The organism is Bradyrhizobium sp. WSM4874 (genome assembly GCF_055811835.1).
On sequence record NZ_JBVVPR010000005.1, the window covers coordinates 122634 to 140300 of the forward strand.

Annotated in this window: 17 protein-coding genes; 6 read left to right on the plus strand and 11 right to left on the minus strand. The window is 64.1% G+C overall.

Annotated features, from left to right (window positions below; all coding sequences use genetic code 11):
* The first annotated feature begins 193 nt into the window (after positions 1-193).
* The 3 genes from AC0L3P_RS07260 (at position 194) to AC0L3P_RS07270 (ending at position 3622) form a co-directional block, all read left to right on the plus strand.
* Positions 194-868: a response regulator transcription factor gene (locus tag AC0L3P_RS07260; RefSeq protein WP_007592584.1), complete on the plus strand. Its 675-nt coding sequence runs from the start codon at positions 194-196 to the stop codon at positions 866-868.
* Position 869: 1 nt separating this feature from the next.
* Positions 870-2288 (plus strand): sensor histidine kinase, encoded by a 1419-nt coding sequence (locus AC0L3P_RS07265; protein WP_473301432.1) that lies wholly within the window; start codon positions 870-872, stop codon positions 2286-2288.
* A 245-nt stretch (positions 2289-2533) separates the two neighbouring features.
* Positions 2534-3622 (plus strand): TRAP transporter substrate-binding protein, encoded by a 1089-nt coding sequence (locus tag AC0L3P_RS07270; RefSeq protein ID WP_275167462.1) that lies wholly within the window; start codon positions 2534-2536, stop codon positions 3620-3622.
* 75 nt (positions 3623-3697) lie between these two features.
* On the opposite strand, the gene AC0L3P_RS07275 is transcribed toward AC0L3P_RS07270, so the two are convergent.
* From AC0L3P_RS07275 to AC0L3P_RS07295, 5 genes are all read right to left on the minus strand, one after another.
* Positions 3698-5353, minus strand: a complete 1656-nt coding sequence (locus tag AC0L3P_RS07275) for a TRAP transporter large permease (RefSeq protein ID WP_275167461.1) — start codon at positions 5351-5353, stop codon at positions 3698-3700.
* A 27-nt stretch (positions 5354-5380) separates the two neighbouring features.
* The gene (locus tag AC0L3P_RS07280; RefSeq protein ID WP_473301433.1) at positions 5381-5962 is read right to left on the minus strand and encodes a TRAP transporter small permease subunit; all 582 of its coding nucleotides are present in this window, start codon (positions 5960-5962) and stop codon (positions 5381-5383) included.
* Between the two features lie 169 nt (positions 5963-6131).
* Positions 6132-7166, minus strand: coding sequence for a GTP 3',8-cyclase MoaA (moaA, locus tag AC0L3P_RS07285; protein ID WP_473301434.1), 1035 nt, complete (start codon positions 7164-7166; stop codon positions 6132-6134).
* Positions 7167-7275: 109 nt separating this feature from the next.
* Positions 7276-7776, minus strand: coding sequence for a hypothetical protein (locus AC0L3P_RS07290; RefSeq protein ID WP_473301435.1), 501 nt, complete (start codon positions 7774-7776; stop codon positions 7276-7278).
* A 136-nt stretch (positions 7777-7912) separates the two neighbouring features.
* The gene (locus tag AC0L3P_RS07295; RefSeq protein WP_473301436.1) at positions 7913-8602 is read right to left on the minus strand and encodes an HAD-IA family hydrolase; all 690 of its coding nucleotides are present in this window, start codon (positions 8600-8602) and stop codon (positions 7913-7915) included.
* 177 nt (positions 8603-8779) lie between these two features.
* Here AC0L3P_RS07295 and rpiA point away from each other — a divergent pair, with 177 nt between their 5' ends.
* The 3 genes from rpiA to gor are packed head-to-tail and all read left to right on the plus strand — an operon-like array spanning position 8780 to position 11458.
* Positions 8780-9493: a ribose-5-phosphate isomerase RpiA gene (gene rpiA / locus AC0L3P_RS07300; protein ID WP_275167456.1), complete on the plus strand. Its 714-nt coding sequence runs from the start codon at positions 8780-8782 to the stop codon at positions 9491-9493.
* 2 nt (positions 9494-9495) lie between these two features.
* Entirely contained in the window at positions 9496-10014 is a 519-nt protein-coding gene (locus AC0L3P_RS07305) for a DUF2059 domain-containing protein (RefSeq protein ID WP_275167455.1), read from the plus strand.
* A gap of 55 nt (positions 10015-10069) precedes the next feature.
* On the plus strand, positions 10070-11458 hold the full coding sequence (gor, locus tag AC0L3P_RS07310) for a glutathione-disulfide reductase (RefSeq protein WP_275167454.1): 1389 nt from the start codon (positions 10070-10072) through the stop codon (positions 11456-11458).
* A gap of 6 nt (positions 11459-11464) precedes the next feature.
* Here the strand turns inward: gor and AC0L3P_RS07315 are convergent, their stop codons facing one another.
* The 6 genes from AC0L3P_RS07315 to pdxR all read right to left on the minus strand — a co-directional run bounded on the left by AC0L3P_RS07315 (position 11465) and on the right by pdxR (position 17525).
* Positions 11465-12604 carry a hypothetical protein gene (locus AC0L3P_RS07315; RefSeq protein ID WP_473301437.1) on the minus strand — a complete coding sequence of 380 codons (1140 nt, stop codon included), beginning with the start codon at positions 12602-12604 and terminating at the stop codon, positions 11465-11467.
* 336 nt (positions 12605-12940) lie between these two features.
* Entirely contained in the window at positions 12941-13126 is a 186-nt protein-coding gene (locus AC0L3P_RS07320; protein ID WP_354055672.1) for a hypothetical protein, read from the minus strand.
* A 63-nt stretch (positions 13127-13189) separates the two neighbouring features.
* On the minus strand, positions 13190-14416 hold the full coding sequence (locus tag AC0L3P_RS07325) for a carboxylate-amine ligase (RefSeq protein ID WP_354055670.1): 1227 nt from the start codon (positions 14414-14416) through the stop codon (positions 13190-13192).
* 21 nt (positions 14417-14437) lie between these two features.
* Positions 14438-15265 carry a class II glutamine amidotransferase gene (locus tag AC0L3P_RS07330; protein WP_473301438.1) on the minus strand — a complete coding sequence of 276 codons (828 nt, stop codon included), beginning with the start codon at positions 15263-15265 and terminating at the stop codon, positions 14438-14440.
* Positions 15266-15356: 91 nt separating this feature from the next.
* Positions 15357-15983 (minus strand): FMN-binding negative transcriptional regulator, encoded by a 627-nt coding sequence (locus AC0L3P_RS07335; protein ID WP_473301439.1) that lies wholly within the window; start codon positions 15981-15983, stop codon positions 15357-15359.
* Positions 15984-16058: 75 nt separating this feature from the next.
* Entirely contained in the window at positions 16059-17525 is a 1467-nt protein-coding gene (pdxR, locus tag AC0L3P_RS07340) for a MocR-like pyridoxine biosynthesis transcription factor PdxR (RefSeq protein ID WP_473301440.1), read from the minus strand.
* Between the last annotated feature and the right edge of the window lie 142 nt (positions 17526-17667).

The window sequence follows — 17667 nt, forward strand, 5'->3', positions numbered from 1 at the left end:
GTTCAAGGAGGCAAATTTCGGCGCCATCCGCGACCTCATCCGCACGTGCCCTGACTGGCTTACAGGAACCTGACGGAAGGGAGCGGCCGGCCCGGGCGCTTTTTCGCTGGCCGAGATGCCCGGGATGGTGGAAGAGATCGAAGATGCGGCGCGAGCCGTGCGGTGATACCGGAACGTCCCGCGGGAAAATGCGATGCGACTTCTGATCGTCGAAGACAATGCCGAGCTGTCGCGGCTGGTTGCCGGCGGGCTGTCGGCGGCCGGCTATGAGAGCGACATCGTCGGCAGCGCCGCCGAAGCGCGCGAAGCCGTGAGCAGCGTCAGCTATGCCGCGATGATCCTGGACCTCGGACTACCCGACGGCGATGGCCTGTCGGTGCTGCGCGAGCTGCGCCGGCAGATGGAGCCCTTGCCGGTTCTGGTGCTGACCGCGCGCGGCGGCTTGCAGGATCGCGTCAGCGGCCTGCGCAGCGGCGCCGACGACTATCTCGCAAAACCGTTCGCGATGGAGGAGCTGGTGGCGCGGCTGGAGGCGATCCTGCGCCGTCCGGGCCAGTTGCTCGGCCGCTCGCTGCGCCTCGCCAACCTCGTCTATGACACCGAAAGCCGCCAGATCTTCGTCGACGACCAGCCGCGCATCATCTCCGCGCGCGAGACCTCGGTGCTTGAGATCCTGCTGCGCCGGCAGGGGCGGGTGGTGCCGAAGAAGAACGTCGAGGACCACATCTTCGGGCTCGACGGCGAGGTCGCCTCCAACGCGGTCGAGGTCTACGTCTCGCGGCTGCGCAAGCAGCTCGCCGAGCATGGTGCCAAGGTCGTGATCCACACCATCCGTGGCGTCGGCTATCTCATGGCCGAGGAGAAATAGCGTGGCCCGGATCGGACCTCACGCCGGATTACGCGCCGGGGTCCGTGCGAGGTCGCCGACGTTCAAATCGCTGATCTGGCGCATCGTGTTCCTGCACATCGTGGCGGTCGCGGTGGTCGCGATCTTCCTGCCGCTGGTGCTGTTCTGGCTGCTCAATTCCGAGATCGACCAGCTGCATCGCGATGCCATGCGCGCGCAAGCCGAGGTGTTGGCCGAGCGCATCGTCGCCCAGCCCGACGGCCTGTTGACGTTCAACCTGCCGGACAGTCTCAAGGGCCTTTATTCGGAAGCCTATGGCCGCTACCAGTACGACATTCGCGATGCCGAGGGACATCTGCTGTTCTCGTCGCGGCGCAAGACCGGCACTGCCACGGCCGCACCGCCGCTCTCCGAGACGATTTCCGGCGCCGGTGTCACCCGCACCATTGACGGCAAGGTGATACGCATTCGCGTCGCGGAGGACCTCGGGCACCGCGACGTCATCATCGACGATATCGTGTCGAACTTCTTCCGGCGGGTCGGGTGGATCACCATTCCGATCCTGCTGGTCCTGCTCGCCATCGACATCATCATCTTTCGCCGCGCTGTCGCGCCGCTGTGGAAGGCCTCCGAGGAGGCGAGCAATATCGGCCCGGCGCGCACCGACATCCGCCTGCCGACGGAGCAGATCCCGCGCGAAATCATGCCGCTCGTCATCGCCGTCAACCAGGCGCTCGACCGCCTCGAGGATGGCTTTCGGGTGCAGCGGCAGTTCACCGCCGACGCCGCGCATCAGTTGCGCACGCCGCTCGCGATCCTGCGCACGCGGATCGAGACGCTCGGCGACGGCGCCGCGAGGCAGGCGCTGCATGCGGATATCGAGGGCATGAGCCGCATCGTCGTGCAGCTGCTGGAGATCGCTGAACTCGACACGCTGGTGCTCGATCCCGGCGAGACCGCGGATTTGCGCGCGGTCTGCGCCGAGGTGGTCGGGTCGATCGCGCCGCTCGCGATCGCGCAGCACAAGGATATCGCGCTGAGGGGCACCGAGGCACCGGTACTGATCCACGGCAATTCCGTGATGCTCCAGCGCGCGATCTTCAACCTCGCCGAAAACGCCATCAAGTTCACGGCAAAGGACACGTCGGTCGATGTCGATGTGAGCGCGGACGGTGCGGTGCACGTGCGCGATTACGGCCCGGGAATTGCGGAAGCCGAGCGCGAATTGATCTTCCACCGCTTCTGGCGCGCCGACCGCCAGCGCAGTGACGGCGCCGGCCTCGGGCTTTCGATCGTGCGCGCCGTCGCGGATGATCACGCGGCGACGGTTGCGGTAGAGAATCGTCCGGGCGGCGGCGCGCAGTTCACGCTGCGGTTCAGGCTGGCGGATGGCGTGCAGCCAGCCGGCCCCAATCCGGCGGCCGGAGCGGCGGCAGCCTGAACCTGCGCCGTCTCGATGGCGACGTGTGGTCGCCAGGCGTCCGACGGGTCTGCACCACTTCGTGCTCCGTCTTCCGATCACCGGCTATCGATCTAAGCCTAAAGTCGTAGGACCCGATGGCGCGGGAGCTGAGCATTTTCATCCCTCACATCGTGAGGGATGGAAATCGGACGAGACATGTTCCATGCTGGCCTCCAAGCCTCGGCAAGAAGGCCCACCGTCACAATCCATCAGGGTAGGAAATCATGAAAAGACGAGACTTTATCAAGGTCACCGGGCTTGGTGCGGCGGGTGTCGCCACGCTCGCCGCTCCAGCGATCGCGCAGACGACGCCCGAGATCAAATGGCGCATGCCGACGAGCTGGCCGAAATCACTCGATACGCTCTATGGCGGCGCCGAGATGATGGCCAAGATGGTCGCGGAAGCGACCGACAACAAATTCCAGATTCAGACATTTGCCGGCGGCGAGATCGTGCCGGGCCTTCAGGTGCTCGATGCCGTGCAGAACGGCACCTGCGAAATCGGCCACACCGCGTCCTACTATTATTTTGGCAAGGACCCGACCTTCACCTTCGGATCGGCGGTGCCGTTCGGACCGAACATGCGCATCAACCAGGCCTGGTACACACTCGGCGGCGGCAGGGACATCCTCAACGAGTTCTACAAGAAGTATAACGTCGTCTCGCTGCTTGCCGGCAATACCGGCTGTCAGATGGGTGGCTGGTTCCGCAAGGAGGTCAAGACTCCCCAGGACTTCAGCGGATTGAAATTCCGCATCGGGGGCTTCGCCGGAAAAGTGATGGCCAAACTCGGCGCGGTGCCGCAGCAGATCGCCGGAGGCGACATTTATCCGGCGCTCGAGAAAGGCACCATCGACGCTGCCGAATGGGTCGGACCTTATGACGACGAGAAGCTCGGCTTCGTCAAGGTCGCGCCGCATTATTACTTCCCGGGTTGGTGGGAAGGCGGGCCCATGCTTCTCGCCTTCGTCAACCAGGACAAGTGGAATGCGCTGCCGAAGCACTATCAGAGCATCCTCGAGCAGGCGGGTCACTACGCCAACAATTGGATGATGGCGAAGTACGACCAGGCCAATCCACCGGCGTTGCGGCGCCTGCTCGCGGCCGGCGCCAAGCTGCATCCGTTCTCGCCCGAGGTCATGCAGGCCTGCTTCAAGGCGTCAAAGGAGCTGCACACCGAAGTCTCGGCCAGCAATCCGGACTTCAAGAAGGTCTACGAATCGCTGACCGCGTTCTCGAACAACGGATATCAGTGGTTCCAGGTCGCCGAAGTCGGCTATGACAACTTCATGGCGCGCAACTCGCAGAGCTGATTGCGAGCCACGATCGGCCCAAACGAAAAAACCCGGAGCGAAAGCTCCGGGTTCTTTTTTGCCGGTGAGCCGGCGCTACTGCTTCGGCTGGCCGAAGTCGAGCGGCGGCAGATCGATCTGGGGAATGTCGATCTTGATGCTGTTGGGATCGACGGTGGACTGCACGCCCTTGTAGTGCATCACCATCGACGGGAACATGATCACGAGCAGCACCATGATCATCTGGATCACGACGAACGGCACCGCACCCCAATAGATCTGTCCCGTCGTGACCGGCTCCATGCGCTTGCCGGTGACGCGATCGGTATAACGTTCCTTAGGCGCAACCGAGCGCAAATAGAACAGCGCAAATCCGAACGGCGGATGCATGAACGACGTCTGCATGTTGACGCCGAGGATGACGCCGAACCAGATCAGGTCGATGCCGAGATGCTCGGCAGCCGGCCCGAGCAACGGGATCACGATGAAGGCGAGTTCGAAGAAATCGAGGAAGAACGCCAGCACGAACACGAAGGCGTTGACGAAGATCAGGAAGCCGACCTGGCCGCCGGGCAGGGAGGTCAGCAGGTGCTCGACCCAGACGTGGCCGCTGACGCCGTAGAAGGTGAGCGAGAACACGCGTGCCCCGACCAGGATGAAGACGACGAACGCCGACAGCTTCGCCGTCGATTCGGTGGCCTGACGGATCAGGTCCCAGGTCAGCCGCCGCTTCGCGGCTCCTAGAATGAGGGCGCCGGCTGCACCCATGGCGCCGCCTTCGGTGGGCGTCGCGACACCGATGAAGATCGTGCCCAGCACCAGGAAGATCAGGAACAGCGGCGGCACCATGACGAAGGTGGTCTGTTGCGCCATCTTCGAGAGGAAACGGAAGCCCGTCAGCTTGTCGAGGACCCAGTTCGCGATGGCGACGAAGAACGCGAAGAGGATGCCGAAGAACATGCTGAGCACGACGAAGTCGGCGCCATGTGTCTCCGAATTCCGCATCATGAACCAGCCGAAGACGCAGCTCGCCAGGAACAGCACGCCGAGCGATCTGAGGCCGCGGTCGCCGCTCTCCTCGCGGAAACCGATGGCTTCCTTGGGCAGGCCCGGGGCGGCGTTCGGGAAAATCATGGTCACGAGGAACGCGTAACCTGCATAGAGGCCGGCGAGCACCAGGCCCGGAATGAACGCGCCCTCGTACATGTCGCCGACCGACTTGCCGAGCTGGTCGGCCATCACGATCAGGACGAGCGAGGGCGGAATGATCTGCGCCAGCGTGCCGGAGGCCGCGATGATGCCGGTCGCCACGCGGCGGTCGTAGCCGTAGCGCAGCATGATCGGCAGCGAGATCAGGCCCATCGAGATCACCGAGGCCGCCACGACGCCGGTCGTCGCCGCAAGCAGGGCGCCGACGAACACCACCGCGTAGGCGAGGCCGCCGCGGATGGTGCCGAACAACTGGCCGATGGTGTCGAGCAGATCCTCGGCCATGCCGGAGCGCTCGAGCACCAGTCCCATGAAGGTGAAGAAGGGAATGGCGAGCAGGGTGTCGTTGTTCATGACGCCATAGACGCGCTCGGGCAGGGCCTGGAGAAAGTCCGGGTGGAATTGCCCGAGCTCGACGCCGATGATTGCGAAGAAGAGGCCGACGGCGCCGAGCGAAAATGCCGCCGGATAGCCGAGCAGCAGCACGACGACGAGCGTCCCGAACATGATGGGCGCCAGATTGGCGATGATAAACGCAGTCATGACTTCCCCCTAAACCGTCGCCAACGGCTACTTCTTTTCGATCGCTTCAACGAGGTGCTCGACCTCGGCCTCTAGTGCGGATACCTGCGACTCGTGAGGGTCCGGGATCATGCCGCGCATGATTGCAATTCGTTTGATCAGCTCGGAGATGCCTTGGACGAGCAGGAGGGCGAAGCCGATCATGATCAGGGCTTTTGCCGGCCATTGCGGCAGGCCGCCCGCATTGCCGGATTGCTCGTTGATCTGGAGCGAGCGCAGGAAGAACGGTATCCCGGTCACGATCATGACAACGGTCAGCGGGATCAGGAAGAAGATGTGCCCGATGATGTCGATGATGTTGCGAGCCCGCTTCGGCATCATGCTGTTGAAGATGTCGATCCGGATGTGCTCGTTGTCGAGCAGCGTCCAGGACGCGCACAGCAGGAACACGATGCTGAAAAGCACCCATTGCAGCTCGAGCCACGAGTTGGAGGACGTGTCCAACGTCTTCCGAATGATCGCATTCACCGCCGAGATGACGACGGCGAGCAGGATCAGCCAAGCCAAACGCTTGCCCGTCCAACGTGTGAACGCGTCAATTCCATTGCTCAGCTTCAGGAGCGCTTGCAAGATTAGTCCTCCCCGATTTGCCCCGGCCGTCTTGACTGCACCGAGTGGCGCGTTGGCTTGTCTCGCCGCGCAGGCATGAGGCAGCCGCACCAAACCAGCGAGTTTGCCGCCAGTCAATCGGAAGTTTGTTGATAGTTAAGGGGAATAAGCCGCGGCCGGGCAGCCGATGCTAGCCGCCGGTGACGCTCATGTGCCTGCTGACGCTGGGGCGGTCGTGGCGGCGGTCGATGATGAAATCGTGCCCCTTCGGCTTCAGCCCAATGGCCCGGTCGATCGCATCCGCAAGCAGCGAATCGTCGTCCGATGCACGCAGAGGTTTGCGCAAATCGGAGGCATCCTCGTGGCCGAGGCAGGTGTGCAACGTTCCCGTGCAGGTGACACGCACGCGGTTGCAGGATTCGCAGAAATTATGGGTCATCGGGGTGATGAAGCCGAGTTTGCCGCCGGTCTCGGCGACGCTGACATAGCGCGCCGGCCCGCCGGTGCTCTCGGCCAGATCCGTCAGCGTGAACTGCTGGGCGAGGCGCGCGCGCACCAGCGACAGCGGCAGGTATTGATCGATTCGTCCCGATCCGATCTCGCCCATCGGCATGACCTCGATCAGCGTCAGCCCCATGCCCTTGCCGTGGGCCCAGCGCATCAGGTCGGGAAGTTCGTCCTCGTTGAGGTTCTTCAGCGCAACGGCATTGATCTTGACCGCGAGGCCCGCAGCGCGTGCCGCCTCGATGCCTTCCAGCACCTTGTCGATCTCGCCCCACCGGGTGATCTCGCGAAACTTCTGCGGGTCGAGCGTGTCGAGCGAGACGTTGATGCGGCGGACGCCGCAATCGGTGAGCTCGCTTGCGTGTTTCGCAAGCTGGGTGCCGTTGGTGGTCAGCGTCAGCTCGCTCAACGCGCCGCTCTTGAGATGCCGCGACAGCGAGCGCACCAGCGTCATCACGTTGCGGCGGACCAGCGGCTCGCCGCCGGTGAGCCGCAGCTTCTTGACGCCCTTGGCAATGAAGGCCGAGCACAGCCGGTCGAGTTCCTCCAGCGTCAGCAGGTCCGCCTTGGGCAGGAACGTCATGTCTTCCGACATGCAGTAGAAGCAGCGCAGGTCGCAGCGGTCGGTGACGGAGACGCGCAAATACGAGATGGTCCGTCCGAACGGATCGGTCATCGCGCTCGACAGCGCGGCGCGGGGGCTCGCGGAAAGTCCGTTCATACCAAAATGCCTTGTCACTTGCGGCAACGCGAGCAGCTTTGCTTCAGCGGTGTCCTGGAAGCAATCTAAGCATCGAACGCGTCAGAGACAATTGGGGGGATGACGGAGGTCAGCGCTTGCCCGTGTTTGGATCGGGGAACGGCGAGGCCGCGGCCGGCGCGGCAGCAGCAGCCGGGGCAGCGACGGGCGCCGCCGGTTTCGGCTTCTTCGGCCGGTGCGGCTTGCGCACCGGTTTCGGTGGAATGGCCGGCTGGAGCTCCGCGAAAACCGGGTTGGGGTCGGTGGTGACCGAGGCGGGCGTCGTGAAGTCGCCGGGATTCCTGATGACGTTCACCGGCACGCTTACCGGCTGGTGTTTTGGCAATGCGAAAGCGACCGTGAAGGGGGCGTCGGGCGCGGGAACCGAGACGGAGCAGGGGGTCTTGCAGCCCGCTCCGAGTGAGCTCGTGGCGTCCGCACCAGGGGGATTGGATTCGAGCCGGACTTGGACGGTCGGCGGGGCCGATTTGAACATGTCCCAGGAAACCGAAGACATCGAGGAGCAGCCGGCAAGGCTTGTTGCCCCGAGGACGCTTACTCCAGCTAACGCAAACGAGATGACACGACGCATGACATCCACCTAGTGCGACGAACCGCCACATCCCCGGGCGAACTTAGGAGCGTCGTTCCGAACGAGCAACCGGCGGGCCGCGCATAGTTAGTAGATGGTTAACGCGGGAGTCTGCGGAATAATAAAGCCATCTCAGTTACTTGAGAGCTGCGTGCGCGGTCATCAGGCTGCTGGCGGCGGCCGGCAGGTCGCGCATGTGATGGATCAGCCGGTCCGGCTTCAGCTCGGCGATCGGTACGTCCGTATAGCCGAAGCTCACCCCGATCACGGGAACTCCGGCGCGCCGGGCCACGCCGACGTCGGGTCCGGCGTCGCCGACCATGATGCTGGCTTTGACCTCGCCGCCGGCCCGCGCCACCGTTTCGCGGAAAATGGTCGGATCGGGCTTCTGGACGCCAAAAGTGTCGGCGCCGCAGATCGCGGCGAAGCGCCGGCTCAGGTCCAGCTGGTCCAGCAGGCGCTTCGACAGCCATTCGAGCTTGTTGGTGCAGACCGCGAGGCGATGGCCCTGGGCCGCAAAATGGTCGAGTGCGGCCTCCAGCCCCTCGAAGGGCCGGGATTCGACGGCGATATTGTCGGCGTAATAGGCGATGAAATCGGCCGTCATACGGTCCATGTCGGCAACCGTGACGCTGCGGCCCTCGGCCTCCAGCCCCCGCTCGATCAGCTTGCGGGCGCCGGCGCCGATCATGTTGCGGGCCGAGGCCATCGGCACGGGCGGCAGCCCTTCGCGGTCGAGCACGTAATTGAGCGCGGTGATCAGGTCGGGCGCCGTATCCACAAGCGTGCCGTCGAGATCGAAGACGATGGTGTAGGAGGGGGTCATGGTCCAGCGCTACCGGCCCGGCCCCGCCCGCGCAAGGGCCGAAGCCATAAGATCACCTTATAAGGTGGACCCCTGAGGCCTGTTCCCCCAGACCCTGTTCTCCGAGGGAAAACGAGGCTACACAGGCCGCCGCGAGCCTATCCGGCAGCACACTCGTCATTCAGGGACGGCGCAAACGTGAACATGGACCAATTGAAGCGGCAGGCTGCGGCGCGCGCCCTCGAGGACGTCCGTGACGGCATGCAACTCGGGCTCGGCACCGGCTCGACCGCAAAACATTTCGTCGAACTGCTCGGCGAGCGGGTCCGCGCCGGACTGAAAGTGATCGGCGTGCCGACCTCCGAGGCGACGCGCCTCGATGCGCTGCGATGCGGCGTGCCGCTGACCACGCTGGACGAGATCGACCATCTCGACATCACGGTCGACGGCGCCGACGAGATCGACCCCGAACTCAATCTGATCAAGGGCGGCGGCGGCGCGCTGTTGCGCGAGAAGATCGTGGCGGCCGCCTCGGATCGCATGATCGTGATTGCCGACGACACCAAATGGGTGCCGACACTCGGCCGCTTTCCGCTGCCGGTCGAAGTCATCCCGTTCGGGCTCGGCGCAACGCGACGCGCGATCGAGAAGGCGTTTGCGGAATGCGGCGTTTCCGGGCAGATGGCGGTCCGCAACGGCAAGGACGGCCACGTTTTCGTCACCGATGGCGGCCACTGGATCGTCGATGCCCAGCTCGAAATGATTGAGGATCCCGCGCGCCTCGCCACGGCGTTGAGCGCGATCCCCGGCGTCGTCGAGCATGGTTTGTTCATCGGCTTGGCCAGCTCGGCTGTTTTGGCGGGTGGCGAGGGAATTCGCGTGATTGAACGGCGAAAGCCGAAGGGAGACTAGGAATGAAGAGCGTTTGGAAATTGTTGCCCGTCGCGACCCTCGCTGTGGGACTGGCTCTCTCGGTCGCCCCGGCCGGGGCCCAGCAGCCAGCGGCGCCGAAATCGTCGCCGGCGGCCATCGCGGCCGCCAAGGAAATCCTGGCGATCAAGAACGCCAGTGCGATGTACGCGAACGCCGTGCCCGGCCTGGTCGAGAAGACCAAGATCGCGCTGATCCAGCAGAACCTCAACTACCAGAAGGACCTCACCGAGGTCGCCCAGGTCGTCGCCCAGCAGCTCAAGGGCCGCGAGAACGAAATCGGCGAAGGCATGGCGCAGGTCTATGCCAGCGAGTTCACCGAGCAGGAGTTGAAGGATCTCGTCACCTTCTACAAGTCGCCGCTGGGCAAGAAGCTGATCGAGGCCGAGCCGCGCGCCATCGGGCTGAGCATGGCCTTCATGAACTCCTGGGCCCAGAACTTCTCCGAGACCGTGATGGGCAACTTCCGCGCCGAGATGCGCAAGCGTGGCAAGGAGATATGACAGTTCCTATCTGATCAGAATCCGGATCATGTTCTGAAAGAGGTCGGAGTGGACAATGGCTGAATTCGACGTCGACCTCTTTGTCATCGGTGGCGGTTCGGGCGGCGTGCGTGCCGCCCGCATCGCGGCCGGTTACGGCGCTCGCGTGATGATCGCGGAAGAGTACCGCATGGGCGGGACCTGCGTGATCCGCGGCTGCGTGCCGAAGAAGCTGTTCGTCATCGGCTCGCATTTCCGCCATGAGATCGAGGACGCCGCCGGTTTCGGCTGGACCGTTCCACCTGCGACCTTCGACTGGCCGACGCTGATCGCCAACAAGGACAAGGAGATCGCGCGTCTGGAGGCGGCTTACACCGCCAATGTCGAAAAGTCGGGCGCGCAAATCGTCAAGAGCCGCGCGGTGATCGAGGACAAGCACACCGTCCGCCTGCTCGAGAACGACCGGAAGATCACCGCAAAATACATTTTGATCGCCACCGGCGGCGCGCCCAATCACGGCGCTCCGATTCCCGGCATCGAGCACGTGATCTCCTCCAACGAGGCGTTTCACCTGACGAAGCTGCCGAAGCGGATCGTGATCCAGGGCGGCGGCTACATCGCGCTGGAGTTCGCCGGCATCTTCGCCGGCTTCGGCTCCGACGTCACAGTGATCTATCGCGGCGACAACATTCTTCGCGGCTTTGACGAGGACGTTCGCGCCCACGTCCGCGCCGAGATGGAGAAGCAGGGCATCACCATCCTCACCGGCTGCACGGTGGCGAAGGTCGATCGGCACGGCGAAGAATTCACCACGCATCTGTCGAACGGATCGAGCCTCGCCTCCGACCAGGTGATGTTCGCAATCGGCCGCCATCCGGCGGTGGCCAATCTCGGCCTGGAGAAGGCCGGCGTCGCCATCAACCCGCGGAACGGCGGTATCGCGGTCGATCATTTCTCGAAGAGTTCGGTCGACAGCATCTATGCGATCGGCGACGTCACCCATCGCTTCAACCTGACGCCGGTCGCGATCCGCGAGGGCCATGCGTTCGCCGACACCGTGTTCGGCAAGCGCGAGGTGCAGGTGGATCACGCCAACATCCCGACCGCCGTGTTCTCGCAGCCGGAGGTCGGCACCGTCGGCCTCACCGAGACCGAGGCCCGGGCGCAATTCAGCCATGTCGACATCTACAAGACCACGTTCCGCCCCATCAAGGCGACAATGTCGGGCCGCGATACCCGCGTGTTGATGAAGCTCGTCGTCGACGGTTCAACCGACCGCGTGCTCGGCTGTCACATCGTCGGCGATGCCGCGGCGGAGATCACGCAGGCGGTCGCGATTGCGGTGAAGATGAAGGCGACCAAGGCCGATTTCGACGCGACGATCGCGCTGCATCCGACCGCGGCCGAAGAGCTCGTCACCATGCGCACCCCGACTGCACGCCACGTCCGCCAGGCGGCGGAGTAGCTCCGCTCAGCCGTAGAGGTAGCCCACCGGCTTGCCCTCGGTCCGCAGAGGACGGATGTCCCTCTGCGTGATGATCTGACCGGCGAGGCCGTCGATCTCGTCGCGCTGTGTCGGCGTCCAGCTGCGGAGGTCGTTCATGCCCTTGAGAAGGCCGAGCCGAAGGACCTGGGTGTTCTCGCCGACACCGACGAGGCTTGTGGCGTTCTTCCCCGCCGTCACCACATCGCCGGCCGTGAGCTCAAAGCTCTCGCCAGTCTTGTTCCTGAATTCGGCCGTGCCGCGGATGACGCGGTAGATCACGACCTCGCCCTTGGCGAAACAGGTGCTGTCCGCTGCTGCCAACGTGCTCTTGGGCAGGAGCGATTGGCCGCGCGGATCGGTTGCGATGATGTGGCCGGTGACGAGATGGCCGCTCGGCACTTCGATGCCGATGTCGCGCACATAGACCGGCATGGATGATTTGACCGGGCCGTCGGTGAGCGGCTTGAACAGCGCATCCAGCGCCAGCGGGTCCTGAAGCCAAAAGCCTGCGTCCGCAGGGCGATCATGCAGGGAGTGGCTCCATGCCACCCGTGGTGTCTCGTCTTCGTTGATCTGATCCGGGCCGACAATGGTCGGATTTGGAAAGGTCGTCGGATCGGTGATGAAGGCTTCGAGGAATTTGCCGGAATAGCCCATGGAAATCGGATCCGGCGCCACCGTTTGTGGCGTCTTCAAATTCTCTTCGGTCGACAATCCCGACCAGGTGTAGAACAGCTGGCGGTGCACGATCGCGCTTTGCAGCATCACCGCGCCGGGACCGACATTGTAGAAGCGCCCGTCATAATCGAACGTGAACGCGCCCGAGGTGACCAACACGAGCTGAAAGCCGCCCGGCGGCAGATGAAGATGGAAATCTGTGGGACCGGTGTCGGGCAGATAGATCGGCAGATTGGTCGCGACTTCGTGCAGCAGGAAGGTTTCGTTGTTGGCGTGGAAACCCTCGTTGGCGCGATTGTAGAGGGCTTGCGGCCGGTACGTCGCCTCGAACTTCGCATTCCGGTCGCGGTCGATCGCCACGAAATCCTGAGCGTTGAGGCGAAGGGGCGCGCCGTCCGGGCGGGTGAGGCCGGTGATTTTGAGATCGCCGGCGGCATGCACGTTCATGGCATTCTCCGATTCTGGGCCGCTCACCCCGTCTCTCGGCGCACGCATCTTGCTGCTCCAATCGGGAGAGCAGGGGATCAGGCCTGATGCTGCCCTGCGAATTTTGGGCCAGTCGAGGCGCCGCGCGGCACCGAGGCTTTGCCACCCGCCGCCACGCGAAGAAAAATCGAGGTTGCACCTGAGGTTAGATGACAAGCTTCGTCAGCCTGCATGGCCATGTTCGCCCCGTCTGCAAACCCGGCGACGAGAGGTGTCTTGTCTAATTTGTCGGCATTCTGGCGCGGACGTGCAGCCGTGCCGATCAGGAGAAGTCGGCGTCCGGGTGTCTGAAGCCGTTCATTCGAAAGATCGACGGACGATCCGCTCGGGCTTGCCGTATGGGCTGTCAGCCCACTTCGCCATGTCCGCTGCACGCGCCTCGATGAGCTCGCACCACAGGCAGCTGAGCTCCGCGAGCCCTTTGGCAGAGAGCATCGGAATGAGACCATGGCCGCAGCCGGCGCAACATTTGATGCGATTCATGGTTCTCTCCGCGACCTTCCGGATTCAGGACCGACATTGTCGCTCCCGAAGCTTGCGCGGACGCTATGAGGGCGCGGCGACGCCTGCGGCCGGGGTGCTCGTCCCCGAGATCGTCGCGTCTGCGATCCAGCGCGACACGGCGGCGATGTCCTCCGCATTGTCGCGGAAGGCGCGAAGCTGGAATTCAGCCGAGCTGCCTCGTTCCACGATGGTGCGGCAGTGTTCGACCTCGGCGGCGCAGTTCAGCGCGCCGGCGTCTTCGGCGATGTCCCCGATCACGCGGGAGAGCAGCTCGGAGATCTCGACCGGCCCGTCCTTCGAGGCAAAGATGCAATCGGTGCCGTAGCGCTGGGCGCGCCATTTGTTCTCCACCGCGATCGCGCGTTCGACCGCGGTGACCTCTTTCGACAGATGAGGCCGTAGATAGAGATAGCGGGTCAGGCAGCGATAGAGCGAGGCAATGGCAACGGCGTCGTCGACGAAGGTGCAGGTATCGGGCGCACGCAGCTCGAGGGTCGGGTGCTTCATGGAAGGGCGCATGGCCCACCAGATGTGGCTTTCATCGGGGATCACGCCGGAGCGCTGCAACGCGCCGACATATTCGTCGTAATCCTGCCTGCTCTCGAACAATTCGGGCAGGCCGGTGCGCGGCAGCTCGGAATAGGCGGCGAGCCGGTAGCCCTTCAGTCCGGTCTTGTGTGAATTCCAGAACGGCGAGGAGGCCGACAGGGCGATGAACAACGGCAGATGCGGCAGCATCGCTCGCATTACCGCCATGCGCTTTTCGGGATCGGGCAGCTGGACGTGCACGTGCATGCCGCACATCAGGTTGCGGTGGCCGATGCTGCGCAAATCCTCGATCATCTCCTCGTAGCGCGGCTTCGGGCTTGGTTGCGACATGCGCCAGACCGCGGTCGGATGCGTGCCGCAGGCCATGATCACGAAGCCGTATTGTGCCGCGACGTTCGCGACCTCGCGGCGCAGGAAGCGAAGCTCTTCGCGCGCGTCGGCGACGTCGATATGAACGTTGGTGGCGACCTCGAGTTGGGACTGCAACATCTCTCGCATCGCCTGACCCCCAGTCGACCAGTTCGCAGATTCGAAAAGCTCATTGGGGGTCTGGATCGCGACCTCCAGGCTGCGGCGATCGGCGAGGAAGTATTCCTCCTCGATGCCGAACGAATATTCCGCGGCCTTGCCGCGTCCTCCAGCCGAGCGAATGACGAGGTGCTGCTTGTCTTCCGATGAATCAAGCCGCAGCAGTTTCAAAACGTCTGAAGCAAATGTCATCGTGCCACCCGGCCAAGGTATTTACCTGCGGGCGATAATCCTTCTAACCGGGGCGGGTTCCGCGTCGGCCCCACCGGAAATTGCAAGGTCGAACGGAACAATTTTCACGCTCTCTGACGCGCGCGCGACCACAGCGTGATTCGCGGGCACTTCCGTCCAGTCCGTTTCCTGGTCGAACGGCTCGGACACGACGATGACCTGGCCGCCAGCCTCGCGGAAATACAGCGTGTTGGCGGCATCGTTGACCGCAACCCGGAAGGCATAGAGATCCCGGCCGTTGGCGATGGCGCTGGTGAAGCGTAGCCGCTCACGAAGCTCGCCTTCGTTGACCAAGCCGACGAGGGCTTGAAGCACGCGACGCGTTGCGCCGAGCGGATCGGCGTCGAGACCCGCGCCCATCATGGCGAGAAAGACAGCTTCCGAATCCGTCGTGCCTGTCCGTGAGGGGTAGTAGGCGTCGGGGATCAGCGCCTCGACCTTACGCCGCAGGCGATTCCAGCTTCCGACGAAGCCGTTGTGCATGAACATCCACTGGCCGCAGGCAAAGGGATGACAGTTCTGCCGGGTGACCGCCGTGCCGGTGGCGGCACGCACGTGGGCGAAGAACAGATGCGAGCGGAGATGTCGGCAGAGGTAGCGGAGATTCTCGTCCGACCAGGCGGGGCGTGTTTCACGATAAAGACCAGGCTCCGGATGCTCGCCGTACCAGCCGAGACCAAAGCCGTCGCCATTCGAGCCGGCCGTCGACTGAAGCGAGCGGATGCTTTGCGCAATCAGCGAATGCTCGGGCTCGGTGACGTAGGGTTCGAAGGACGTCGTCTCGCCCCGGTATGCGATCCAGCGGCACATAGGAATCCTGTCAGGAGATGCTTGCTGAAATGTATCAACCAACCTGACAGGACGATGGTTCCCGACGCGAATGTCGGAAACCAAGTGGTCACTACACCGGAACCGGAATCAATGGCGCAACTTCCCGATCGTGTACGCTCTCGCTTGCTGCGAGACCTTGTGCGACGCCGACACGGTCGGCCTCGGGACGGTTCTGGCTCATCTTGCGCTTGCCTTCGAACCGCACGACGGGAATGCGCACGCCGACGATTCCGCGCAGCTGCGCTGCGATGAAATCTTCGGGGGCATCGGTAACGGCCCACGGCTTGGCGCGCGATCCTTCATGCCTGTTCGTGAGCCGCGTCACGGCATCGAGCAGGCGCTCAGGCTCCTGGAAGAATTCAACCGGGCCGTAAGCATGGACCGCGACGTAGTTCCAGGTCGGCACGACCTTTTCGGTCTCCTGCTTGGTCGCGTACCAGGACGGCGTCACATAGGCGTCGGGACCGCTGAAGATTGCCAGCGCATCTCCGATCGGCGGCAGTTTCCATTGCGGGTTGGCTTTCGCCACATGTCCGTACAGCACGCCGTGCTCGCCCTCGCTCTCGTCGAGAAAGAGGGGCAGCGGCGTGGCGACTGGGCCTTCGCTGGTGGCCGTGACCAAACTGGCGAGCCGGGCGCCGCGAATGGTCGCCCGGATGCTCTCGATGTCGTCTTTGAAGGCGGGCGGGATGTACATGGTTCAATCTCCAATGTTGGTCTGGAGATAGCCGGAATCTGGCCTGCAAGAAACTGCCAGTTATCGTCTATTTCATCAGTCCAGTTCGGCGACGGCCTGTGCAAGAAGCCTGCAGCCGCGCTCGATCCGTGCGACCTCCAGCGCCGAATAGCCCATGACGAGGCCGACTGTCTTCCGCGGTCGGCGAGGTCCGACGAACAGTGCCGAGACGGGATAGATGCCGAGGCCCTTTGCATGGGCCGCCTTGATCAACGCGTCCTCACGCTTCTGCGGCAGATCATCGAACCACGCCACGATGTGCAGGCCGGCGGCCGTGCCCTCGATCCGGACGCGATCCCCGAACCGGCGGCGGAGCGCGTCGAGCAGCGCCCGCTGGCGTTCGGCGTTGCGCCGGCGCACGCGCCTGATGTGGCCGTCATAGGCGCCGCTTTCGAGCATCGACGCGAGAGCGTCCTGTTCGATCAGCGGCGTGTGCCGGTCCATGATCTGCTTGGCGGCGGCGAACAGGGATCGCAGGGCGGCGGGCACCACCAGATAGCCGATCCGCAAGGTGGGGGAGAGCGTCTTGGAGACGGTGCCGAGATAGATCACGTTGTCGCCGCCCTCCAGCGTATGCAGCGGCGGGATCGGCTTGGTGTCGTAGCGATACTCGCTGTCGTAATCGTCCTCGATCACGTAGGCGTCGTTTGCCCTGGCCCAGGCGAGCAATTGGTGCCGGCGTCCGATCGGCATGACGCCGCCGAGCGGATATTGGTGCGACGGCGTGACATACGCGAGGCGGGCTTCGACGCCATCGAGCCGCGTGGTCTCCAGTCCATCCGCGTCGACCGGGATCGGGATCGTCTCGGCGCCCGTCGCTGCGAAAGTGTGCCGCGCCATCTGATAGCCGGGATCCTCCATCACGAAGCGGTCGCCGGCGTCGAGCAGCAGACGGGCGCAAATGTCGAGGCCCTGCTGCGAGCCGTTCACGACGACGATCTGATCGACCTCGCAGCGGACGCTGCGCGACCGCCACAGATAGCCCTGAAGCGCGGTCCGCAGCCGCAGCGCGCCGCAGGGATCGTCGTAGGCCAGCCGCTCGGGCTTGCGCGCCATCGCGGCAGTCACGGCCTTCTTCCATGCCAGCACCGGGAAATCCGACGGCGCGAGCTCGCCATAGCGGAAGTTCGCGACGAGCCCGCGCGGCGGCTCGGTCCAGCGCGGCGGGTCCTGAAGCAATCGCTCACCGAACGCAGAGAGCCGCACCTTCCGCGCCGATGGCTGCGACACTACGCGCGTGCGTCCCCGTTCGACGACGGCGCGGGCCACACGCGGCCGCGCACCATGGCGTGTCTCGATGAAGCCTTCGGCGGCGAGCTGTTCGTAGGCGACCGTGACGGTCGAGCGCGCCACGCCCATCTCGCCGGCCAGCGCGCGGGAGGACGGCAGCAACCCGTTGATCCCGTACACCTGCGCCACGATCTGATCTCTCAGGGCCTCGTAGATCTGGCGCGCGCCCATGCGGTCGGCACGGGGGGCGGGTTTGGTCTTCATCTGGATCATCCACATTCCAAGCCGGCATTCGCCCGAGCGGACCATGTCGGAATGTGGTTCTAATCCCGTTCGCCGAGAGTTTCGACGTAAGCCTTGCCGTAGGGATAAAAATGCTCCTTGCGGCCCTGGTCCCACAACGCAAGGAGGCCGG

What these genes read in the sequence shown, in the direction of transcription:
- AC0L3P_RS07315 (WP_473301437.1), bottom strand. Translation starts at nt 12,604, where the DNA reads ATGAACGTGCATGCCGCCGGCGATCTCAAAATCACCGGCCTCACCCGC.
- AC0L3P_RS07325 (WP_354055670.1), bottom strand. Translation starts at nt 14,416, where the DNA reads ATGACATTTGCTTCAGACGTTTTGAAACTGCTGCGGCTTGATTCATCG.
- AC0L3P_RS07320 (WP_354055672.1), bottom strand. Translation starts at nt 13,126, where the DNA reads ATGAATCGCATCAAATGTTGCGCCGGCTGCGGCCATGGTCTCATTCCG.
- gor (WP_275167454.1), top strand. Translation starts at nt 10,070, where the DNA reads ATGGCTGAATTCGACGTCGACCTCTTTGTCATCGGTGGCGGTTCGGGC.
- AC0L3P_RS07330 (WP_473301438.1), bottom strand. Translation starts at nt 15,265, where the DNA reads ATGTGCCGCTGGATCGCATACCGGGGCGAGACGACGTCCTTCGAACCC.
- AC0L3P_RS07290 (WP_473301435.1), bottom strand. Translation starts at nt 7,776, where the DNA reads ATGCGTCGTGTCATCTCGTTTGCGTTAGCTGGAGTAAGCGTCCTCGGG.
- AC0L3P_RS07295 (WP_473301436.1), bottom strand. Translation starts at nt 8,602, where the DNA reads ATGACCCCCTCCTACACCATCGTCTTCGATCTCGACGGCACGCTTGTG.
- pdxR (WP_473301440.1), bottom strand. Translation starts at nt 17,525, where the DNA reads ATGATCCAGATGAAGACCAAACCCGCCCCCCGTGCCGACCGCATGGGC.
- AC0L3P_RS07260 (WP_007592584.1), top strand. Translation starts at nt 194, where the DNA reads ATGCGACTTCTGATCGTCGAAGACAATGCCGAGCTGTCGCGGCTGGTT.
- AC0L3P_RS07305 (WP_275167455.1), top strand. Translation starts at nt 9,496, where the DNA reads ATGAAGAGCGTTTGGAAATTGTTGCCCGTCGCGACCCTCGCTGTGGGA.
- AC0L3P_RS07275 (WP_275167461.1), bottom strand. Translation starts at nt 5,353, where the DNA reads ATGACTGCGTTTATCATCGCCAATCTGGCGCCCATCATGTTCGGGACG.
- AC0L3P_RS07335 (WP_473301439.1), bottom strand. Translation starts at nt 15,983, where the DNA reads ATGTACATCCCGCCCGCCTTCAAAGACGACATCGAGAGCATCCGGGCG.
- moaA (WP_473301434.1), bottom strand. Translation starts at nt 7,166, where the DNA reads ATGAACGGACTTTCCGCGAGCCCCCGCGCCGCGCTGTCGAGCGCGATG.
- AC0L3P_RS07270 (WP_275167462.1), top strand. Translation starts at nt 2,534, where the DNA reads ATGAAAAGACGAGACTTTATCAAGGTCACCGGGCTTGGTGCGGCGGGT.